The 19013-nt window shown below is 62.8% G+C and carries 17 protein-coding genes and 3 pseudogenes; 11 read left to right on the forward strand and 9 right to left on the reverse strand.

What is annotated here, in order from left to right:
* Positions 1-182: hypothetical protein (locus tag FV242_RS35200; protein WP_210248960.1), on the forward strand; the 182-nt coding region annotated here is incomplete at its 5' end.
* Positions 183-357: 175 nt separating this feature from the next.
* On the opposite strand, the gene FV242_RS26425 is transcribed toward FV242_RS35200, so the two are convergent.
* Together FV242_RS26425 and FV242_RS26430 are read right to left on the reverse strand one after the other, a co-directional pair.
* A complete protein-coding gene (locus FV242_RS26425) occupies positions 358-582 on the reverse strand; it encodes a hypothetical protein (RefSeq protein WP_147940989.1) in 225 nt (74 codons plus the stop codon).
* A gap of 442 nt (positions 583-1024) precedes the next feature.
* Entirely contained in the window at positions 1025-2116 is a 1092-nt protein-coding gene (locus tag FV242_RS26430; RefSeq protein WP_147940990.1) for an IS630 family transposase, read from the reverse strand.
* Positions 2117-2729: 613 nt separating this feature from the next.
* Between FV242_RS26430 and ctrA the strand changes: the two genes are divergently transcribed.
* From ctrA to FV242_RS35780, 4 genes are all read left to right on the forward strand, one after another.
* Positions 2730-3431 carry a response regulator transcription factor CtrA gene (gene ctrA, locus FV242_RS26435; protein ID WP_147940991.1) on the forward strand — a complete coding sequence of 234 codons (702 nt, stop codon included), beginning with the start codon at positions 2730-2732 and terminating at the stop codon, positions 3429-3431.
* Positions 3432-3525: 94 nt separating this feature from the next.
* Positions 3526-3978: a MucR family transcriptional regulator gene (locus FV242_RS26440; protein WP_306440327.1), complete on the forward strand. Its 453-nt coding sequence runs from the start codon at positions 3526-3528 to the stop codon at positions 3976-3978.
* Positions 3979-4208: 230 nt separating this feature from the next.
* Positions 4209-4601: a helix-turn-helix domain-containing protein gene (locus FV242_RS26445; protein ID WP_147940992.1), complete on the forward strand. Its 393-nt coding sequence runs from the start codon at positions 4209-4211 to the stop codon at positions 4599-4601.
* Positions 4602-5122: 521 nt separating this feature from the next.
* Positions 5123-5404, forward strand: coding sequence for a hypothetical protein (locus FV242_RS35780; protein ID WP_147940994.1), 282 nt, complete (start codon positions 5123-5125; stop codon positions 5402-5404).
* 637 nt (positions 5405-6041) lie between these two features.
* Here the strand turns inward: FV242_RS35780 and FV242_RS26460 are convergent.
* A pseudogene (locus tag FV242_RS26460) lies at positions 6042-7682 on the reverse strand (ISL3 family transposase).
* Between the two features lie 142 nt (positions 7683-7824).
* Here FV242_RS26460 and FV242_RS26465 point away from each other — a divergent pair.
* Together FV242_RS26465 and FV242_RS26470 are read left to right on the forward strand one after the other, a co-directional pair.
* Positions 7825-8994 (forward strand): annotated as a pseudogene (locus FV242_RS26465) (IS3 family transposase).
* Positions 8995-9228: 234 nt separating this feature from the next.
* Positions 9229-10041 (forward strand): PAS domain-containing protein, encoded by an 813-nt coding sequence (locus FV242_RS26470; RefSeq protein WP_147940995.1) that lies wholly within the window; start codon positions 9229-9231, stop codon positions 10039-10041.
* Here FV242_RS26470 and FV242_RS26475 read toward each other — a convergent pair.
* Positions 10028-10678: a carbonic anhydrase gene (locus FV242_RS26475; protein ID WP_246692887.1), complete on the reverse strand. Its 651-nt coding sequence runs from the start codon at positions 10676-10678 to the stop codon at positions 10028-10030. The two genes, FV242_RS26470 and FV242_RS26475, sit on opposite strands and share 14 nt — an antisense overlap.
* 746 nt (positions 10679-11424) lie before the next feature.
* Here FV242_RS26475 and FV242_RS26485 point away from each other — a divergent pair.
* Positions 11425-12540, forward strand: a complete 1116-nt coding sequence (locus FV242_RS26485; RefSeq protein ID WP_147940996.1) for a potassium channel family protein — start codon at positions 11425-11427, stop codon at positions 12538-12540.
* 9 nt (positions 12541-12549) lie between these two features.
* On the opposite strand, the gene FV242_RS26490 is transcribed toward FV242_RS26485, so the two are convergent.
* Positions 12550-13833 (reverse strand): sodium:proton antiporter, encoded by a 1284-nt coding sequence (locus tag FV242_RS26490; RefSeq protein WP_147940997.1) that lies wholly within the window; start codon positions 13831-13833, stop codon positions 12550-12552.
* A 358-nt stretch (positions 13834-14191) separates the two neighbouring features.
* Between FV242_RS26490 and FV242_RS35785 the strand changes: the two genes are divergently transcribed.
* From FV242_RS35785 to FV242_RS26505, 3 genes are all read left to right on the forward strand, one after another.
* Entirely contained in the window at positions 14192-14278 is an 87-nt protein-coding gene (locus tag FV242_RS35785) for a hypothetical protein (protein ID WP_246692889.1), read from the forward strand.
* A gap of 121 nt (positions 14279-14399) precedes the next feature.
* Positions 14400-14678 (forward strand): hypothetical protein, encoded by a 279-nt coding sequence (locus tag FV242_RS26500; RefSeq protein ID WP_147940998.1) that lies wholly within the window; start codon positions 14400-14402, stop codon positions 14676-14678.
* A gap of 74 nt (positions 14679-14752) precedes the next feature.
* Complete coding sequence (locus FV242_RS26505) at positions 14753-14962, forward strand: hypothetical protein (RefSeq protein ID WP_246692888.1); 210 nt, start codon at positions 14753-14755, stop codon at positions 14960-14962.
* Positions 14963-15807: 845 nt separating this feature from the next.
* Here FV242_RS26505 and FV242_RS26515 read toward each other — a convergent pair.
* The 4 genes and pseudogenes from FV242_RS26515 to FV242_RS26535 all read right to left on the reverse strand — a co-directional run.
* Positions 15808-16065 (reverse strand): hypothetical protein, encoded by a 258-nt coding sequence (locus FV242_RS26515; RefSeq protein WP_147941000.1) that lies wholly within the window; start codon positions 16063-16065, stop codon positions 15808-15810.
* Between the two features lie 648 nt (positions 16066-16713).
* Complete coding sequence (locus FV242_RS35795) at positions 16714-16986, reverse strand: hypothetical protein (protein ID WP_147941001.1); 273 nt, start codon at positions 16984-16986, stop codon at positions 16714-16716.
* 660 nt (positions 16987-17646) lie between these two features.
* Positions 17647-18070 (reverse strand): annotated as a pseudogene (locus FV242_RS35800) (HNH endonuclease); the annotation flags it as partial.
* Positions 18071-18165: 95 nt separating this feature from the next.
* A partial coding sequence (locus FV242_RS26535) for a diguanylate cyclase (RefSeq protein WP_147941002.1) occupies positions 18166-19013 on the reverse strand: 848 nt, incomplete at its 5' end.

Raw genomic sequence — 19013 nt, forward strand, 5'->3', positions numbered from 1 at the left:
TCCGGACGCTGCAGCCGCAGCACCAGTTCGATCAACTCCTCGCGGCTCAGCCGCTCAAGATCGGTACGAACCATCCCACGAGGGAATCAGCGAAACCCAACCCGCGCAAGGGGGTGGGTAATTACGTGCGAAAGCTCAGCCAATCAGTGTGGCGGCTAAAATTATTCGGTTGGTCCAGTTGACGGTCGTCTCCATCGGATTTGCGGCGGTCGTCGCGCTGAGATCTCGATTCATGCCCAAGCTTTCGGGTCCGACATGTTCTGGATCGCCAGCACTGTAAGAGACAAAACGGTGTCTGTTGACCCCGTCGGCCTGTGTGGGGAGCGGCCCGTTCACAAGTTGATGCAACAAATATTGCTACCGGCTAACGTCAGACGTTCGAGGCGCCATAGGTTCTGACGAGACGAACAAACTCACGAACCAGAACAAGGTCATCGCCGCGATCGCCGCCGCTGTCCCGAACAAGGGACTGACAACCAAGGCGGCGAGCATGCCGTGCTTCAACATCAGGGTCATTGCGATCAGCCAGCCTAGGCTGCCGGCGATAGCCACCCGGATGATGCAGCATTCTGATGCCTGCATCACAGCTTCTCCGAATTTAATTCAATCCAAAGTTGCATTTCGACCTTGGCCTTTCAATGGGCCAGACTGCCGAGCGCGAGCTCTCGTTGCGTGTCCGGGTCGAGATGTGGTCGGGCAGCCAGATAGATGGCTGTTGGCGGTGATCCGCCATCACGCCAACGCGCCGCCCCCAAAAAGACGAGCCAGGACAAGATCACCCCCAAGGCTGCGCGCTCACTGATTCGCTGGTCGGTCCAGGAGATCCGCTGCCTCGCCGTGCGGCTGGCGCAGCGGCGCATCTAGCCCGCCCACGTTGTCGCGTGGTCGCTATGGCGACGCGCGCATCAGGCGGCCACCCGAAACGCCCATTTCAAATGCCGAGCGTCAGCCGACCCGAGACATCGACGCCCTAAGCCCAGCAAAACAGGCTGACGACGAAAAGCCGAAAAATGCAACTGTAATGCTAGTAATTTGAGTTAGAAGTTTTTTGGCAGAAGCGTTTGACGTTGGCGAGGATGGCGTCGGCTGATTTGGTCCAGACGAATGGCTTTGGCTGGGCGTTGGTCTGATCGATGTAGGCGTGGATGGCGGTCTCCAGATCGCCCATGGTCTGGAACACGCCGCGTTGAAGCTGGCGCCGCGTCAGCAGCGCGAACCAGCCCTCGACGACGTTGAGCCATGAGGCCGAGGTCGGGGTGAAGTGCAGGTGCCAGCGCGGGCGCTTCAGCAGCCAGTCGTGGATCAGTTTGGTCTTGTGGGTGGCGGCGTTGTCGAGGACGAGGTGGACGTCGAGGTTTGCCGGCACGCTCGCCTCGACCTGATCGAGAAAGGCGCGGAACTCGACCGAACGATGCCGGGGCGTACAGCGGCCGATCACGGTCCCCGTCTGCACGTCGAGGGCAGCGAACAGATCGGTCGTGCCCTGGCGGCAATAGTCGTGGGTCCGGCGCTCGGGCTGGCCGGGCCGCATCGGCAGCACCGGCGCGGTACCGGTCAGCGCCTGGATCTGAGGTTTCTCATCGACGCACAGCACCACGGCGCGGTGGGGCGGGGCCATGTACAGGCCGACGACATCACGCACCTTGTCGACGAAGGCCGGGTCGGTCGACAGCTTGAAGGTCTCGGTCCTGTGTGGCTGCAAGCCGAAGGTGCGCCAGACCCGCGAGACCATGGTCTGGCTCATTCCGACCCGCTTCGCCATGGCGCGCGTCGACCAGTGGGTGGCGTTCTCCGGCTGGCCTTCCAGGGTCAGCGTGATCATCGCCTCGATCGCAGTGTCCTCGACGGCACGCGGCGCACCGGAGCGGGGCAGGTCGATGAGGCCGTCGAGGCGGTGGGCGAGGAAGCGGGCGCGACAGGTCGTGACGCTCGGACGGCTGACCCCGAGGCTGCGGGCGATGCCGGTGTTCGTGGAGCCGGGCTCGGCGCAGGCCAGCACGATCCGGGCGCGCTGGGCCAGCGCCTGACCGATCTTGCGGCGGCGGACCAGGCCTTCCAGCCGCGCGCGCTCATCTTCGGTCAGATCAAGCTCGGCCGGCTTGGGACCACGGGCCATCGCAGAAACCTCCTCGCGGACGTCCGGCAGATGGCTCTCGACTCCCAAAACCGCAAGGGAACCTCTAACTCACTCCACTAGGCCAACCAGGGTCGCGGGCGTCAAAAGGAATGCCGCGGTGAGCATTCGTTCCCCTGCACGCTGACGGGGTCGGCTGCGGCTGCGGCAAGGGCGGCCGCGAGAGCTGCGATAAGAGCCGCCTTGATAATCGCAAACGACTTCCGACTTCTGGTACGGCGGCCAGGTCGATGTTGTGTCCCTCGGCGGCCAGGGCCTTGCGCACGAGGTACTTTACTGAAACCCGGCGGCTTAGCGCCTCCTTCCGTAGCGCCGTCCTCACCAGATCCGGCACCTCAACTTTGAGGGCCGTGCCCTTCATATGAGCAATGGGAACTTTGGGGGCAGTCGGGGCTGTAGCGGGAACCGGCTCAGCTGCGTTAGCGGGCGCCACCGGCTCCTCGGCCCGCGCCTTGGCATTCCAGCTCTGAAGGAGGCAAGGCCGACATCAGGGAGGGGTGGTTCGGTTCGTCAATGAGCGCTGAACAGTAAGAACGCCTGTTAACGGTTCGGTATTGATAGGGAACTAGAACACCTCATAGTTCGAGGTGATGTCATGCGTGTTCTGCTAATCGAAGACGATGCCACTGTCGCACATAGCATTGATCTAATGCTCAAGTCCGAGAGTTTCGTCACCTATGCCACCGATCTTGGCGAAGAAGGCATAGACCTCGGCAAGCTCTACGATTACGACATCATCCTCCTCGACTTGAACCTGCCCGACATGTCGGGCTACGAGGTGCTGCGCAACCTGCGCGTAGCCAAAATTCAGACTCCCATCCTCGTCCTGTCCGGCATGGCCAGCATTGAGGACAAGGTGAAGGGTCTGGGCTTCGGGGCCGACGACTACCTCACCAAGCCGTTCCACAAGGACGAGCTGGTCGCCCGCATCCACGCCATCGTGCGCCGGTCGAAGGGCCACGCCCAGTCGGTGATCACCATCGACGACCTGATCGTGAACCTCGACCAGAAGACCGTCGAGGTCGGCGGCGCCCGGGTGCACCTCACCGGCAAGGAGTACCAGATGCTGGAACTCCTCTCGCTGCGGAAGGGCACGACGCTCACCAAGGAGATGTTCCTCAACCATCTCTACGGCGGCATGGACGAACCCGAGCTGAAGATCATCGACGTGTTCATCTGCAAGCTGCGCAAGAAGCTCGCCAACGCCAGCCAGGGCAAGAACTACATCGAGACCGTCTGGGGTCGCGGCTACGTGATGCGTGACGGCACAAGCGAGATACAAGCTATGGCTGGCTAAAATTATCCTGCTATAATTTAGAAAGATTTCTAACCCCGGTTGATGTTACGTTCACATGGGCACAAATGTCCTGCTTCACACGTGCAGGTACACCATGGACGAGAATTCAGAGACCATCGAGTGTGGGGCGGCAGACTACATGGAGCTGACGACTGGCCTCGTCGAAGCCTATGTGTCGAACAATCACGTACAAGGCGCCGAGCTTGCGACGCTGATCGCCAACACGCACGCTGCGCTGACTGGGCTCGGTAAGGAAGCTACCACCCAGGCTCCAGCAGCCGACAAGCCCATCCCTTCCCAGATCCGGAAGTCGGTCACTCCCGATGCGCTGATCAGTTTCGTCGACGGCAAGCCGTACAAGACGCTCAAGCGCCACCTCAGCGGCAATGGGATGACGATCAAGCAGTACCGGGAGTGCTATGGCTTGCCGCGGGACTACCCCTCGACGGCGGCGAGCTACTCCGAGCAGCGCTCTGCGCTCGCTAAGAGCCTCGGCCTCGGAAACCGGCGCAAGAAAGCTGCCCCCGATGGCTTCGGAGCCCGCTGAGACTGTCTCTCCCGAGCCGAAGCGCGCTGTTGGGCGGCCGCGGAAGGCCAAGGGGAATACTACCGAGCCGTAAAGCTCAGGTAGACCGGCTGCAGAGGGGGACGGCCAAGCTATGTGGCCGATGCAGGCACAGGTAGCAAAATTGTGAGCAACTCAATCGTACGTAATGTGGTTTGAGGGCTCTGGCTGCTCTGGCCACCCCGACACATCAAGAGAAAGCTGCCCACAAGATGACTGCCCCCTACAAGCCGAAGCTAGCCACCGACGCTGATCGCACCATCGGGAGCCGCATCGCAGCGCTTCGTGCCGCCCAGGGTCTGAGCCAGACGGTGCTTGGGCAAGCGATCGGCGTCAGCTTTCAGCAGGTGCAGAAGTACGAGAAGGGTCGCAACCGCATCGGCGCAGGCCGGCTGCAGGCGATCGCAGACACCATGCAGTTGCCAGTCGAAACCTTCTTTGCGGGTCAGGCAGGGGCGGGGGATAGTGAGGGCACCGCGTCGACGTTCTTCGACGATCCAAAGGTGATGGAACTCGTGCTGGCATTCATGAGCATCTCCGACGAGACGACGCGGGATAGCGTTCTGTCAATCGTGAAAGCGGCGGCGACCCTTCGGCGGGGTTAGGCGCAGCAAACAGACCCAAGCCAATCAGGCTACGTAGAAATTGCGTTTGATTGCATCAAATACAACTTATAAGCGATAATGGCGACACTTCGAGGGTTGCCATGGCTGCGCGAACGAGCCTCATCGTCCTGATAGTCGCTGCCTACATAGGCGGAGCGGTCGCTCTCCATGTATGCTGGCAACACAGTTTCCTGTTGGCCCTCCTGGCGGCGCCGTTCGGTGGCAGCCTTGCAGCTATCTCCGCCGCCTTGTTGCTTTACCTGCGCGACCCTAATGCTCGGAACCGGCCATCTGGGCCTGAACAGCGCATATCATCCGAACTATTGGCCCGGATTTCCTGATCTTGGTGCGATCGTCGGTGTACCGCCCAAGGGTGCTCATCGGACAACCAAGCAATTCCTTCAAGCCCTCCGCCGGTGTGCAGGCTGATCATTCGTGCCTCTCATGCAGGTACGGTCATGCCTTTGAGGAACGCCTTTCAAACGGTTTAGTTGGTCCCGGCATAGGTTGGGAGAGACATCGTGCGGACCATAGCTAAAGCGGCGGCAGTCGCGATTATCACACTCGTTAGCGTTGGCGCAGCTGAAGCGAAGGGCTGTATCAAGGGTGCTATTATCGGTGGCCTCGCCGGTCATTACCTAGCCGAGCGAGGAGTAGTTGGTGCGGTTGCCGGTTGTTTGGCGGGACGCGCTTTGGCTAATCGCCGCGCTCAACGAGAGATCGATTATGGTGCTCGCGTACAGCCGCGCAGCCCAGGGTATGGCGCGCCGCAGCGCCCCTCGCGCGGAGAGTATGGGTACTGAGAGCTGGCTAAACCGAGCGGGGCGTCAAGTGTCCGCCCCGCCGACCTCACCGTTACGAAAAACCGTTACCTGCGTGTCCCTTAGTGGCATTCGCTCGGTGGCTGTAATCGGCCGCCTTCGGATTTTTGGCCGCTCTGGCCCATGAGTCGCGCAAGGTTGATAGACCGTACCTTTGCTTCAGATCACATCTACGGTGCCCGCCCGACGTGCCAAGCCAGGCGGATGCTCATGCGACCCAACCTCGCATAGCCACATTGACCGCCCTCACCTGCCTACCCTCTGTGAGCGTTGCACAGAGCCGGCCAGAGCATGACGAAGACCACGCCTCGAATCAGCCCCAGGCGAAGACGCGGCTAACGACATCGATTCGGAGGTGCTGGCGCGCTGCCGCCGCCAAACCGCAGATCAGAAGCTGAAGGGGCCAGCTCGCGGCGCGCGAGGCATTCTTAGGCACCTGCGTGACGCCGAGGGGTCAAGGTCAGGAGCCGCACTGTGATTTAGTCTACGTCACATGATGGCGTTGTTACGTCGATACATCACTCATCGCCTCGGTCCAGCGCATCGCAGTCCCGCCCGTGCTGCCACAGAGCCATTTGGCCTGCCCCCTGGAAAGTGGCTCTTCGCCGGGTTTGGTGGATCAGGCTGCGAGGAGGAACCGTCGGCGGAGGAGATCGAGGTTGGCGCGGCCGTACATGGCGCGCTTCAAGAGCTTGAGACGTGTGATCTGCCCTTCGGCCTGCCCACTGCTCCAAGGCAGCGTCAGCGCAGCCCGCACGGCGTCTCCGTCCTGACCGAGGCTGACAGCAAAGTTCTCCACGATGCGGACGCCGCAGGTTTGCGCTTCGCAGAGCCATTCATCGAACGCCGTGACATCCGATCCCCCGACGACTGCGGGCCACAGCGGCTCCGGACGATCCAACAGAACCGGCGGGCGAGATCGACGACCTTGGCCGCCTCGGTATCCTGCAGGACGCGCGCGACCACTGCGGCAGCCTCGGGATCAAGGTCTTTGGGCTCACGCAGGAGATGCCAGGATAGCTGCTTGGATGAGGCGAGGGGTGATGCGGTGGAGATCGCAACACGGATGTCAGCTGTTGCTGGCGGCGACCGGATGGTCATTCCAGCCGGGCCTGCGCGCCGCTCGGATAACCAGCGACGCACCTGCTTCGCGGTGCCGGCGAATCCGATACCCTGAAGTTCGCGCCAGAGCTGCGTCGCGTTCTCGCACCCCTCATCCAGGCGGACATGCAGGTGCCCGAGATAAGGATCGAGCATGCTCGGCTGCGGCTCGCGCATGCCGTTCCGGGGGAAGCTCGCGGCGAAGGCGTACTTGCGCACCGTGGCCCGGGCCAAGCCGGTCTCGCGTTTGATGCGCCGAAGCGACTGTCCCTCCGCATGGCGGCGACGCACGTCATCGTAGGCCGCTTCCCATCGGCCGCGGGCCGCAGCTCGCGCGAGCATCTCGGACGGTGCGCGTGGGAAGGCCGTGACGCGCCGGATCGAGGGCGATGACGGCGCCACGGCCGGCAACAGCTTCAGACGCGGATGGACGCGGGCGAGCCAGCGCTCGACCATTTGCCGGGTATTGAGCAGGAGATGCCATCGGTCTGCGACCTGAACGGCATCGGGCGCACCCATGGTGGTCCCACGCGCATATTCGGTCGAGCGGTCCCGTGCCACGACCTGGATCTGCGGGTCTCGCCGGAGCCGAGCCGCCAGCGTCGCGGCCGAACGATCCGGCAGCAGGTCGATGGCATGGCGGCGTTCGAGGTCGACCAGGATGGTGCCGTAGGTTCGGCCTTTGCGCAGGGCCCAGTCGTCTACCCCGACGATGATCGGTTTGGATCGGGTCGGGAGCGGCCATTTGCGGATGCCCCTCAGCAGTGTCGTGGCACTGGTCGGCATCGCCAGGTGCGGCAGCAGCCGGGCGGCGGGCGTGGCACCGAGCGCCAGCGCGGTCCGAACCTGGGCATCGGCCAGCCGGCGGGTCCTCTGAGCGTAGCGGTCGAGGAGGCGAGGCAGACGCTCGGCGAAGGTCCGACGCGCGCAAGCAGGATCGTGGCAGTAGAAGCGCCGGATCGTCAGGTTCAGGCGCACCTCCTGACCGCTCGTCGGTAGGTCGGCGGGACGCCGGTGATAGCGACTATGCACTGACCGGACGACAACCTGGGCAACGGGTATGATCGCGCTTCGCTTGAGCGGCAATGCGAAGGGCAGTGCTCTCCGCACGCGTGACGTGGAGAACGCGACAACCGGGGATGTAACAGAGAAGGGTCATGCCCTGATCTGAGAATCCCCGCCCGGTTCAGCCAGGAGCTACCTCCCAGCACCCCCAGCCGACCCAATCCACCAAACTTGGCGAAGAGCCGGAAAGTGGTCCTCCCTGAGGTATGGCTTCGAGCCATGTGGAGGATGTCGTCATGGGACGGAAGAAGCATACGGCTGAAGAGATTGTCTCCAAGCTGCGCCAGGTCGATGTCCTGGTCTCGCAGGGTCGCAAGGTCGCCGAAGCAATCCGCTCCATCGAGGTGACGGAAGTCACTTATTATCGCTGGCGTTCCGAGTACGGCGGTCTGAAGGGTGACCAGGTCAAGCGGCTGAAGTCTCTGGAGACAGAGAACCAGCGCCTCCGTCGAGCGATCTACGACCTGACCTTGGAGAAGCTGATTCTAAAGGAGGCCGCCTCGGGAAACTTCTGAGCCCGGCACGCCGCCGGGCATGTGTCGACTTCGTCGTTGCCGAGCACGGCGTGTCGGAACGCTTCGCTTGCCGTGTCCTGGGCCAACATCGTTCGACCCAGCGCAAGGTCGCCGTCGTGGTTGAGGATGAGGTCGCTGTGACGGCCGCCATCGTCGCTCTGGCTCTGCAGTATGGGCGCTACGGCTATCGTCGAATCACGGCCTTGCTCCGGCGTGACGGCTGGACGGTGAACGTGAAGCGCGTCGAGCGGATCTGGCGCCGCGAGGGCCTCAAGGTTCCCGCTCGTCAGCCGAAGCGGTCGCGCCTCTGGCTCAACGACGGCTCCTGCCTGCGGCTGCGGCCGGAGCGGCCTGACCACGTCTGGTCCTACGACTTCGTCGAGAACCGCACGCACAACGGGCGCAAGTACCGGATGCTGAACGTCATCGATGAGTTCACCCGCGAGTGTCTGGCCATCCGCGTATCCCGCAAACTGAAGGCGCTGGACGTGATCGACGTGCTCTCGGATCTGTTCAGCTTACGCGGTGTGCCAGGCCATGTCCGCTCGGACAATGGACCGGAGTTCATCGCCAAGGCCGTTCAGGACTGGATCGCGGCGGTGGGATCGACGACTGCCTACATTGAGCCGGGCAGTCCGTGGGAGAACGGTGATTTACGAGAGCTTCAACGCAAAGCTGCGGGATGAACTCCTCAACGGCGAGGTGTTTTACACCCTCAAGGAGGCCAGCGTCGTGATCGAGCAATGGCGGAAGCACGACAACGGCATCCGGCCGCACTCGTCGCTCGGCTACCAGCCGCCTGCGCCAGAGGTCGTCATCTGGCCAACCGAACCGAGCGGATCAGTGCCGTCCGCTCGTTCTGCCATCGTCACACGACCGACGATGCACTAACTTCGAACCTGGGCCACCGAACGGGGGCAGGCCAGTTCGGCGATGGCGTCTTCGATCCCATCGAGTCGCTCCCTCGGGTGTACGGGTATGGTTTTCGTATTCATAATCCATTCAACGCCTCAATAGGTAGTGTCCAACACGCATCGGTTGCGGCCACCTGTCGCTTATCCCTTGAGGTTGCATATCGGGGCTCGATACAAGGTGAAATTCCCCTGGCCGGGATAGAAAATTTCGATGCCGAAAATGAAGCAGCACCAAAACCGGACTTGCCCCGAGGCGTTTCAGCGAGCCCTCGATGCACTTGATGTGATCGGGCGATGGGAATGGGATGCAGCCACCGATCTTGCTCGATCGGATACGTTCGTAGCCCTGCTGTTCGACGTTGATCCGGTAGAAGCCGAAACCGGTGTCCCGATCACTGAGTACGTCAATGCCATCCATGCTGAGGACCGGGAACGCGTCGTCAACTTGATCCGCAGCAACGCTCGCGAAGGCAGCACATACCTAACCGAGTACCGCGTACACTCGGCTGATGGCCGGACGCGGTGGGTATTGTCGCGGGGCCGTTTCAACAGCGACCATGTTGGCAGGCCAGTAGGTGGAAGCGGCATCCTCGTGGATGTCACCCAGATGCGGATGAACGAGGGCACGTTCTTTGAGGCCGAGATCAATCCAGCGGAGCCGCCATTGGAGCGGGCCGCCGACCACGCGATGGCGGCCCAGCAGGCGATCGTCGAGTTGGAGGACCCAGTCCTGAAATCTCAGGCGGATGCGCTCTTGCTTGGATTAGGACGCAAACTGGCCGAGCAAGAAGTTCAGGGGCAGCGTAAGAGCATGAATTCAGCACCGCTGGGCTCGACCCCGCCCCCCGATCTGATCGCAGGCTGGCGGGGAGGCCGTCTATCTCCACCGGTGGTCCAGCTGACACGCAACGTCGCTAGAAATGCAGGATGGGACGCGGCAGTTAGTGGGCTGTACAGCCGTCTTGAAGCGAAGCGTCCCGACGCGGGATCACTAGCGCATCAATGCGATGCTACCCTTCGTTGAAGAAGTCCACGTTGCCCGTATCCAGACTGTAGGCGGCGCCGACCACGCGCAGCTTGCCGTTCTTCTGCGGATCGGTAAGGATAGGCTCTGCAGCCGAGCGCAAGCGGGCTACCGTGCGGTCGACGTTGGCGCGGACCGAGTTTTCCACGAGGTCTCCCGGCTTATCCCGAACCGAAAGTACCGCCGGCACGATCGGCTCGATCATCTGGCCGATGGCGCCCGGGAAGGTGGTGTTGTTCTTGACCACGCTCACGGCTGCCTCGACGGCACCGCAGCGGCTGTGGCCCATCACCAGGACCAACGGGACGCCGAGTTGTGCCACGGCATACTCGATCGATCCGAGCGCCGTCGTGTCGATGGTGTTGCCGGCATTGCGCACGATGAACAGCTCGCCGAGGCCGCGACCGAACAGGATCTCTGGGGAGACGCGGCTGTCGGAGCAGCTCACCAGCACGCAGAATGGCGTCTGTCCCAGGGCGATCTCGATGCGCCGTTCCCGACCCTGCGCGGAGCGCACCGGCGAGTCCGTCAGGTAGTTGGTGTTGCCGTCCTTCATGGCCTTCAGAGCCTGATCCGGCGTCATGTCGGTCTTCTTCGCGTTCGGTGAAGCGGCCAGGGCCAGGCTTCCTGTAGCCATAGCCGCAATCATCCCGACTCCGAGGCTGCACCCGCATCCAAGAAGGTGTCGACGGCTCAGCGTGTGCATCGTGATGTCCCCCGGTAGCCCATGCTGTTGTCGACAAGCGACGATACGAAAGTCTGACAGGCAACGATTGCGCACAAGGCCTTAATCCAGTGGTGGTCCGACCAACTGCAATTTTTATTGGTCCCCTGCTGCCTTACCGCTGGCTGTCACCATTGTGGTAGCTGAACAGCGTGTGATTCACCGGCTTGCTTGCCCTTAGGCCTTGGTCCTCGCTGCAGGTGATGGCCCCTCGGTCGCTTTGCTCCAACGAGGGCGGCCCTCTCATTCTTCCCTGACACGGCCATCGCCAACGCCCGGAAATCGTTGCATAGGCGCGGTTCAGCGACCTCTACCGCGTGAGGGTGTGGTCGGCCCCAGGCTTCCGATCAGTTCGCGCGGAGCGATGCTTAGTCCACCCTGCCCAAGGGAGGGGGCATCACGGCCTCGCCTTTCAAGGGAGAGGGATCAAAAGCGTGACCAACACGCCCACTGAGGTTCCAGATCTGGGGAAAACGAGGCCAGCGGAACCGAAAAAGGGCTGCCGACAAGCGGCTGTCGGCCTCGACCGATCAGGCCGGACGGGAATTCTCGCGGGTGGTGGCCTGGGCCGAGCTATGCGTTGAGGGTCTGCAGACGGACGATATGAAGAACGGCGTCGGCCGATGGTTGGACGACCGAAGAAAATGAGAGCGAGCCCGATGATGCGTCCAGCGCAGGTCCGGAGCCGGCCCCTCCGCTTCCGTCGCAGCGTCGTGCGTGATCTGCGCAACCGCATCCGTTTCGCCCTCATCGGCCTGCTAGTCCTTATCGGACTGCACGTTGCCGCGATGATCGCCTTCGAGGGTCTTAGCCTGGGTGAAGCGGTGTGGCTGACCTTCACCACTATCACCACCACTGGTTACGGCGATCTCTCCGCCAAGACACCCAGTGGACGGGCGGCCACCATCGTCCTGATCTACCTATCAGGCATCTTCCTGCTAACCCAGGCGGGGGGAGCTTTCTTCGAGTTCCGGATCCTGCGGCGTGAACGCAAACGTCGAGGCGAGTGGAGGTGGGACATGCGCGACCACATCGTCTTCGTGAACGCCCCGGCCGATGAGCCCGGTGATTATCTGCGTCGCCTCCTAGACCAGCTGCACCGTTCGCACGCCAACTTCGCAAGTGTGCCGTCGCTGATCCTGACAGAGGCGTTCCCGGATGGCCTGCCACCAGACCTCGAAGATGATCCGTTCATAGTCCAGCTCAAGGGACGCTTCGACGACCCCGCGGCACTGGAAGCTGCCGGCGTCGATCATGCCCGAGTGCTCGTCATCCTCGCCGAGCAGGAGGGAGAACGTCTGTCCGATAGCCGGACCTTCGACATCATCCATCGATTGCGCGAGCGGGGTATCAAAGTACGTATCGTCGCCGAGTGCGTCGATGACCAGAACCGTGAGCGCCTGAAGCGAGCAGGGGCTTCGGCGATCGTCAGGCCCTTACGCGGCTACCCGGAGATGATCGTCCGAGCCATCGTTGCGCCCGGCACCGAGTGGATCATCGAGCGCCTGTTCTCGAGCGAGGGTGACGAGTGCCTTCGCTTCGACGTCAAGATTACCAATGTTGTCTGGGCGGACGTTGTATCAGCCATCTTGAACGAGAATTTCGGCACGCCGGTGGGCTACGCGGATGTCCAGGGTGAGCCGCATAGCAACCCGCCGCCACATACTGCCGTCACAGGGGAGGCCTTGTTCGTCTTGGTCGACGAGACCCAGCGACCAAGCAGCGTGTCGATCCAGAGGTTGCTCGACCGGCTGGCCGGCAGCAGAGCCGTTTGAAAACTGCGATCACAGAACGCTACGCTCGAACGGTAGCTCATCCTGACCGCTCTGCGTGTCACGCCCGCTGCGACGATCGAGGAAGTGTAGCACGGGCGTGACTGTCACCCCGTGCAGGACGATGGATACCAAAACAGTCAGCCCGGCCGTCGCCCAGAGCAAGTCCGGCGCCTCGAACCGTGCGTGGTTCAGCGCGAACGCGAGATAGTACATCGTGCCGAGTCCCCGGATGCCGAAGAAGGAGATCACGGCTTTTTCGTCAGCCGGTAATCCCGAGCCGAGTAGTCCAATCCAGCCGCTGATCGGGCGTACGATCAGAAGGGCGAGGATGACAAAGCCGACCGCCGAGAGGCTGAGACCATCGAGTAGGCCACCGGCCCCAAGTGCCAATCCGAACCCGACGAGCAGGACCATCATCAGCAGGCGCTCGAGTTCCTCGGCGTAGGTGTGCATCTTCTGATGGTAGTCGTGGCTGTGATGAGAGGCGCGCAGCGCCAGTGCAGCTGCGAATACACCGACGAAACCGTAGCCGTCAGCGACCTGGACGATCCCGTAGGTCAGGCAGGTTGCCCCGAGAGCCACGAACCCGTCGCCGGTGCGAGACAGCTTGGACGCGTTCGGCAGGTGGAAGATAAGCCAGCCGAGACCTCGTCCGATCAAGCCTCCGAGTGCCGCCCCGACGACGATCTTCCAGACCACGTCGACGGTCAGCCAGTGACCTAGCGACAGATCAGCGAAACTGCCGGCACCGGCGAGTACGATGGCGAGGTTGACGAAGGGGAAGGCGAGCCCGTCATTGAGGCCGGCCTCCGAGGTCAAGGCAAAGCGCATCTCGTCCTCGCCCCCTTCTGTGGGATGCCCTACTTGGACATCGGAGGCGAGGACTGGATCGGTCGGGGCGAGGGATGCGGCCAGGAGCAGAGCGGTTGCTGGCCCAACCTCGAGGAGCGCCCAGGCGAGCACGGCCAGTGCCAGGATGGTCAGTGGCATGGCAATGCCCAGTAGCCGCCAGGTCACGGCCCAGCGGTGCCAGCCGATCAACCGGTCGATCTTAAGTCCAGCTCCCATCAGCGAGATGATGACCACACCCTCAGTGGCATGCTCGACCAGTGACAGGTGCTCGGAAAGCTTCAGAGGCAGTCCGGCGACTACGGGTAGCAGGGACAAAACCGCACCGGCGCCGACACAGCAGATGGGCAAAGACAGCGGGAGTGCCCGGAGTACCATCGGCAGCCATGCCGTCAGCAGGACCAGGGCACCGAACCCGGCGAGGACGACGACATAGGTTTCCATTGTAGGGCGAACCAATCTTGGATCGCGCCGTTCCGTGAATGCCCCAACATTCGTATCGACGACATCGCGAGGCGTGCAGCGCACAAGCATGTGACGACGGCCGGCCGTGGGCCGGTTCCCTGCGTCCCGCTCGTGGAGCCGCGGCCGGGCAGTCGCGTGAGGGTCGGTGCGGCGGGGGAACTGCACACTGCAGGCGCCGGCTCATGGCCCTCAGTCACGGCTTCAGTCAAAGCCCCGACTGGACGCTGCCAGAGACGTGGACGAGCCCCATGGAACCGGACAACCAGATCCCAGATGAACAGATCCGCGAACGGGCTCGTGACATCGGGACCGACATCATCGGCCTGAAGGTTATGACCTGCAGTTCTGGCTCATGGCTGAGCGGGAGCTGAAGGCGGAGCGCAGGGCTGACACCGCCGCGAAAACCGTCGTTCCAACTGTGTGATGGCATCCCGGCTATCTTTGTTGCCCCCAGAGGCGCAAGGTGCCGACATCACCGGATCGGCTGAACCAGGCTCCGGTGGCTGAGGACCCTGTGCCCTCGCCTGTGACGAACAGGCAAGCTCATGGCAGACCTTCTTCAGTATCCGACACAGCCCCGCTCGCGACATGCCCGGCGGGCCTATCAGGTCCGCAAGTTCGCCGCGGACGGTGGCATGAAGACATCGCGGACCATCACAGCCCGCAACGATGCCGATGCTACCCGCCAGGCCTTAGATCTCGCCGATCAGCACGGTGCTGAACTGTGGTCGGCTAGTCGCCTCGTAGGGCAATTCGGGCTGCTGGACGATCCAACCGCAATCTCTATCAAGATGCTGGCTGATCGATCGACAATCGGCTGTTGAAGGCAGCGTTCCTCATCCGCTTGTCATGGACAGCTTGCATGGTAGATCAGAACCGGTCGTTGATGTGCCCAGTGATGCGCAAGCTGATCACGATGATCGCGCGCAAGTCGCGATCACCCGGTCTTCATGAGCATGGTCAGTTGATTGATCAGCTCACGGCCCTTGAGGTCGAAGGCGTGGCTAAGGACGCTCCGTCGCGGACGTTGGAAGCCATTCGGTCCACGCGGCTGAAACTGCGGGTTGGGAGTTTGATCCTGAAAACTCCGCTTCGCCGAGGGCACTGAGCGGCATGACATGTTCATGGAGGCCCAATGCAACCTGCTGATGCAGCCGGCACCGAGGCAGCTCCGACCTTTACGTAATCTGCAGGCTCTTCCCGGGTGACGCAGGTGGGATCGCTAGGTCTCTGACCACTGTTATCCAGCGAGGGGAATGGAGAAGAGGTGACTGTGAGGTTCCAGACGAGCTTAGCGGTTACGGCTCTTGTCGCCGGGCTAGCAGGCCCAGCTCCGGCTTGCGCTTGGACTTCACCGGGCTGCACCAATCTCCCCGAATATGAGCGCGCCCTCGGCGCTCTCCAGGGTATGACGAGCGCCTGCGATATGAGCATCGAAAAGGCGACCAGGATCGCGGCTGCTCACGGATACAGACCAGGAGGCTTGTTCGGGGCGCTCCTGAGTAGTCCGTCCCGTCCGGTAGCCGAGGCGGTTCCGATCTCGGGCTACTCGCAGAGCCGCGGACCTCGGCTTTACCACCGCCGCGCTCGCCACGGCGCCGCACATCGCCGTGAAGCCGTCGCTCGCTGAAGGCATGAGAACCGAGCAGGACGCTTGCGGATTGAGGCCGAGCGCTTAACGAGGCACAGCGTTCAAGGAGCGTGATCATTCGGTCGTCGTTTGCGTGATGCGGGCCGAAGCGACGTCCTACTCAGAGTTGGCAGCTGCTCGGAACAGCGAGTGGAATGCAAGACGTCGAGTGTGTCTGATCCGCTCTCGCCCCAACGGTATGGACCAGTTTAGCTCCCCTGAACGAGGGGCTGTCCATGAACCGATACATCGCCGCCATCCTGCTGACCACGGTTGGGCTAGGCGCTTGCCAAACAGGCGCTCCAGGATCGCAGCCATCCGCTTCAGGGCTCCGGGGTGCCGCGCTCCTCCAGGAAGAGGTCGCCCGCCTCAAAGCGGATCGCGATGCCGGTCGGATCAGCTACACGGAGTGGGCTGAACGTACCCAGGCGGCTGCGCGAGCCAGTGTGCCGCTGAGCGCGCAAGAAGAGGACGCGCTGGAATCCCGCAAGCAGCTCGCACGCCGTGTGGACACTGGAGAAATGACGCCGGCCCAGTTCGATCGCGAGAATGAACGCGCCCTGCAGCAGCTGAAGGCTCAACGCGGAAGAGCCTGACCGACGACAGCTAGGCTCGCGCCTGCTTTAAAACCGCCTCTTCCCGTCAGCGCGCCCGAGGCGTTCGCGACACCGCAAAGCGTGCGGCGGGCAAGCACGTGACGACAGGCGATCTCCGGGCCAGTTCCCCGTAGGGCGCCCGTGAAGCCTCGGCCGGGCGGTCGCGTGAGGGTCGGTGCGGCGGAGGAACTGGACACCGCAAGCGCCGGCCCATGGCCCGTTATTGTAGGCGGCTCGATCCAGCGTTGGCCCTGATCCATCGCGGCGAGAGAATGTCGCCGTCCTGTCTGGTGATCCAGGGCTGCGCATCGTCTGCGTCTATGGCTTCAGCCGCTGCCGCAAGAGCCTGGCGTGGCGTTGGGAGCTCGTGACCCTGCGCGATGTGCGCTGGGTCCCCGCCAGGCCACACACTCAGCGCGGCGCGCTTTTCGAGGTCAGCTCACGTCATGCTCTGCTCACGGCTGTTGCGGGAGCGAGAGTGCCTACCGCCGACATGCGGCGAGCGAGGGACAATCTGGTTAACGGTCGGTGTCTACAGACCGTATCGCGACCAGGCAAATGCGACCGCACGCTCAATTGAAATAGCTGAGCCGTGAATACGGAGGCGGTGAGGCCGCTCCATTCGATTGAGGTTCAGCGGTTGCGAGGTGTTCCGCTCGTCCAGCTTGGCTTCGGGCCTGATCCGGCGTCGTTGGCTCCCGTGCTGTTCGTGGTGCCGGAGCGGCTCATCCCACCAGTTGAAGGGCCGCTGCCGGCCGCACCCGGGGATGAGCCTGAGCCCGCATCGTTCGGGCCGGTACTGTTTGCGGTTCCTGAACGGCTTGAGCCGCCAACTCCACTTTCAGCAGCGAAGGCTGTGCTGCCGAGGGCGAGAATGGCTGCAACAACAAGCAGTGGTGCCTTCATAAGCGTTCTCCTATTGACCCGCCTCCCGAGCGCTTTGGGACCCTTGGACAGCTTTACGGTAATCGTCTTTCCGTGAAGCTGTTTCTCGATTGGATAGTAGCTGCTCGTAGGCGTCGCCAACCGTTCGTGGCTCCCGACAAGAAGCCTTAATGAAAGCTCGGATCGTTCCTGCAGCCGGGCTGAACGGCACCCGTGAAGTCACGGTTAGCTATCCCGAGAGAGCAAGCGGAACGGCAAGCTTGGCAGTCGGTTCCACCGACATGAAACGCCACAGATCCACCCTCGCCACCACCGCGATTGCTGCCTTCGGGCTGCTGGTCGCCGCCCACGTCCTACATCCGGGCAACTACGAGAGGTCGGAACGTTTGTTAGGGTCGGTGTAGTCGCTGATGGAACGGCGGCCGGGCCGACGATCTGGGCCGATCCTCCGCATAGGCTACACGGCAGTGAGCCTGCTGCGTTGATGGCGGACAGCGCCGCGCTGTTGGCACATCGCCCAACGATGCCCGTACCGCCGGGGGAGAAAATTGCCCAGGCTTTCGAGCGCCTTGATACATCCAGCTGCCCAGAGCAGGACCGCCGACGGCGATCCGATCGGTGACCTGATCCGCAATCTTGACCGCGATCAGGATAGCTGACTGCTTTCTCAGCCGTATCTCGGGCGTAGGGTCCACCGAATGGATCCCCCATCGCCTTGCGCCGGAACAGCGTTTTTCGACGCCGTCTCTGATGCTCCGGCCGGTCGTGGATCATGTGGTCGCGCTGGCAGAAGGCCGCGAGGTTGGCGTCCGCGTTGTCGGCCGTGTCGTGGTCTCGTTGCACGGCTGCCAGAACGACATGGGGTCGGCGAGCGCGACCGAGGATATCAACGCCAGACCTGATTCGGATCCGGCTGCCCCAGCCATCGCGCCAGCGGCTGGCCTCAGCGTCCCACCAGCGTCCATCGCCGAGGTGGTAGACCAATCTGCCCGTGCGGTCGCCCGCAGCGCTCACAGCGGCCCTGCGCCCGACCAAAGCGGATCGCCGTCGATACCTCGCGCCAGTCTATCGGATAGAATAAGCGGTGTTCGGGCCGGATCGGCATGGTGGCGGCCCTGTGCCACAGGTCGTGAAAAAGCGTAGCGATACAACCTCCAAGAAGGCAGAGCCCGACCTGGCGACAGCAAAGGACGTGGCAGCTTACGAGGTGCCGACCACCTCAAGCGCCCGCTTCTGCAAGGAGGCCGGGACGTTCTGCGAATTCGCACAGCGGGTCTGATTGCGCCCGCTCGCCTTGGATTCGTAGAGCGCCGTATCCGCGAGGCGGTAGAGGTCCGTCAGCGCGATGGCTGGCTCGCCCGTCGGCACGGCACACGCCAGCCCAATGCTCACCGTGACCGCTCCTGGCCCAATGCCGGCTGATCCGATGGCCAGGGTTGATACCTCGGCGTGGACCTTCTCCGCGATGCGCAGGGCACCTGCCTGATCAGTATCCGGTAGGAGGATGGTGAATTCCTCACCACCCACCCGGCAGACGAGATCGTGGGGGCGATGAACGCTGGCCGACAGGCGGCGTGCTAAGCCTTGCAGCACCTCGTCGCCGACCTGATGGCCGTAGTGGTCGTTGAAGCGCTTGAAGTGGTCTGCATCGACGATCAGGAGGGAGAGCGGTTTACCCAAGTGCTTCGCGCTGCCCCCCGCCCGGCTGAAGGCGTCCTCGAACGCGCGGCGGTTCGGCAGGCCTGTCAGGACGTCCGTCAGCGACAGCTTGGCGAGTTCGGCCTGCATCGCTGATCGGCGGCGCAGTTCACGCCCGAACAGGAGCGACAGCGCGACGGTCAGCCCGCACAGCGCTAGCACGATGACGCTGATCACAAGCGCCTTCTGACGCCACTCGGCCTCGATCTCTCTCGTGCCAAGTGCCACGTTGAGGATCATCGGCAGATCTCCCACCTGCATAAAGGTGTAGAACCGCTCTACGCCGTCACGCGCCGATGGACCGACGAAGCTGCCGCTGCGGCTGCCCGCGAACCGCGCGAAGTTCGGGC

The organism is Methylobacterium sp. WL64 (assembly GCF_008039945.1).
GTDB lineage: Bacteria > Pseudomonadota > Alphaproteobacteria > Rhizobiales > Beijerinckiaceae > Methylobacterium.

Coding starts and splice junctions, on each gene's coding strand:
- FV242_RS26425 (WP_147940989.1), bottom strand. CDS start 582: ATGCAGGCATCAGAATGCTGCATCATCCGGGTGGCTATCGCCGGCAGC.
- FV242_RS26430 (WP_147940990.1), bottom strand. CDS start 2,116: ATGGCCCGTGGTCCCAAGCCGGCCGAGCTTGATCTGACCGAAGATGAG.
- ctrA (WP_147940991.1), top strand. CDS start 2,730: ATGCGTGTTCTGCTAATCGAAGACGATGCCACTGTCGCACATAGCATT.
- FV242_RS26440 (WP_306440327.1), top strand. CDS start 3,526: ATGGACGAGAATTCAGAGACCATCGAGTGTGGGGCGGCAGACTACATG.
- FV242_RS26445 (WP_147940992.1), top strand. CDS start 4,209: ATGACTGCCCCCTACAAGCCGAAGCTAGCCACCGACGCTGATCGCACC.
- FV242_RS26470 (WP_147940995.1), top strand. CDS start 9,229: ATGCCGAAAATGAAGCAGCACCAAAACCGGACTTGCCCCGAGGCGTTT.
- FV242_RS26475 (WP_246692887.1), bottom strand. CDS start 10,678: ATGGCTACAGGAAGCCTGGCCCTGGCCGCTTCACCGAACGCGAAGAAG.
- FV242_RS26485 (WP_147940996.1), top strand. CDS start 11,425: ATGATGCGTCCAGCGCAGGTCCGGAGCCGGCCCCTCCGCTTCCGTCGC.
- FV242_RS26490 (WP_147940997.1), bottom strand. CDS start 13,833: ATGGAAACCTATGTCGTCGTCCTCGCCGGGTTCGGTGCCCTGGTCCTG.
- FV242_RS26500 (WP_147940998.1), top strand. CDS start 14,400: ATGGCAGACCTTCTTCAGTATCCGACACAGCCCCGCTCGCGACATGCC.
- FV242_RS26505 (WP_246692888.1), top strand. CDS start 14,753: ATGCGCAAGCTGATCACGATGATCGCGCGCAAGTCGCGATCACCCGGT.
- FV242_RS35795 (WP_147941001.1), bottom strand. CDS start 16,986: ATGAAGGCACCACTGCTTGTTGTTGCAGCCATTCTCGCCCTCGGCAGC.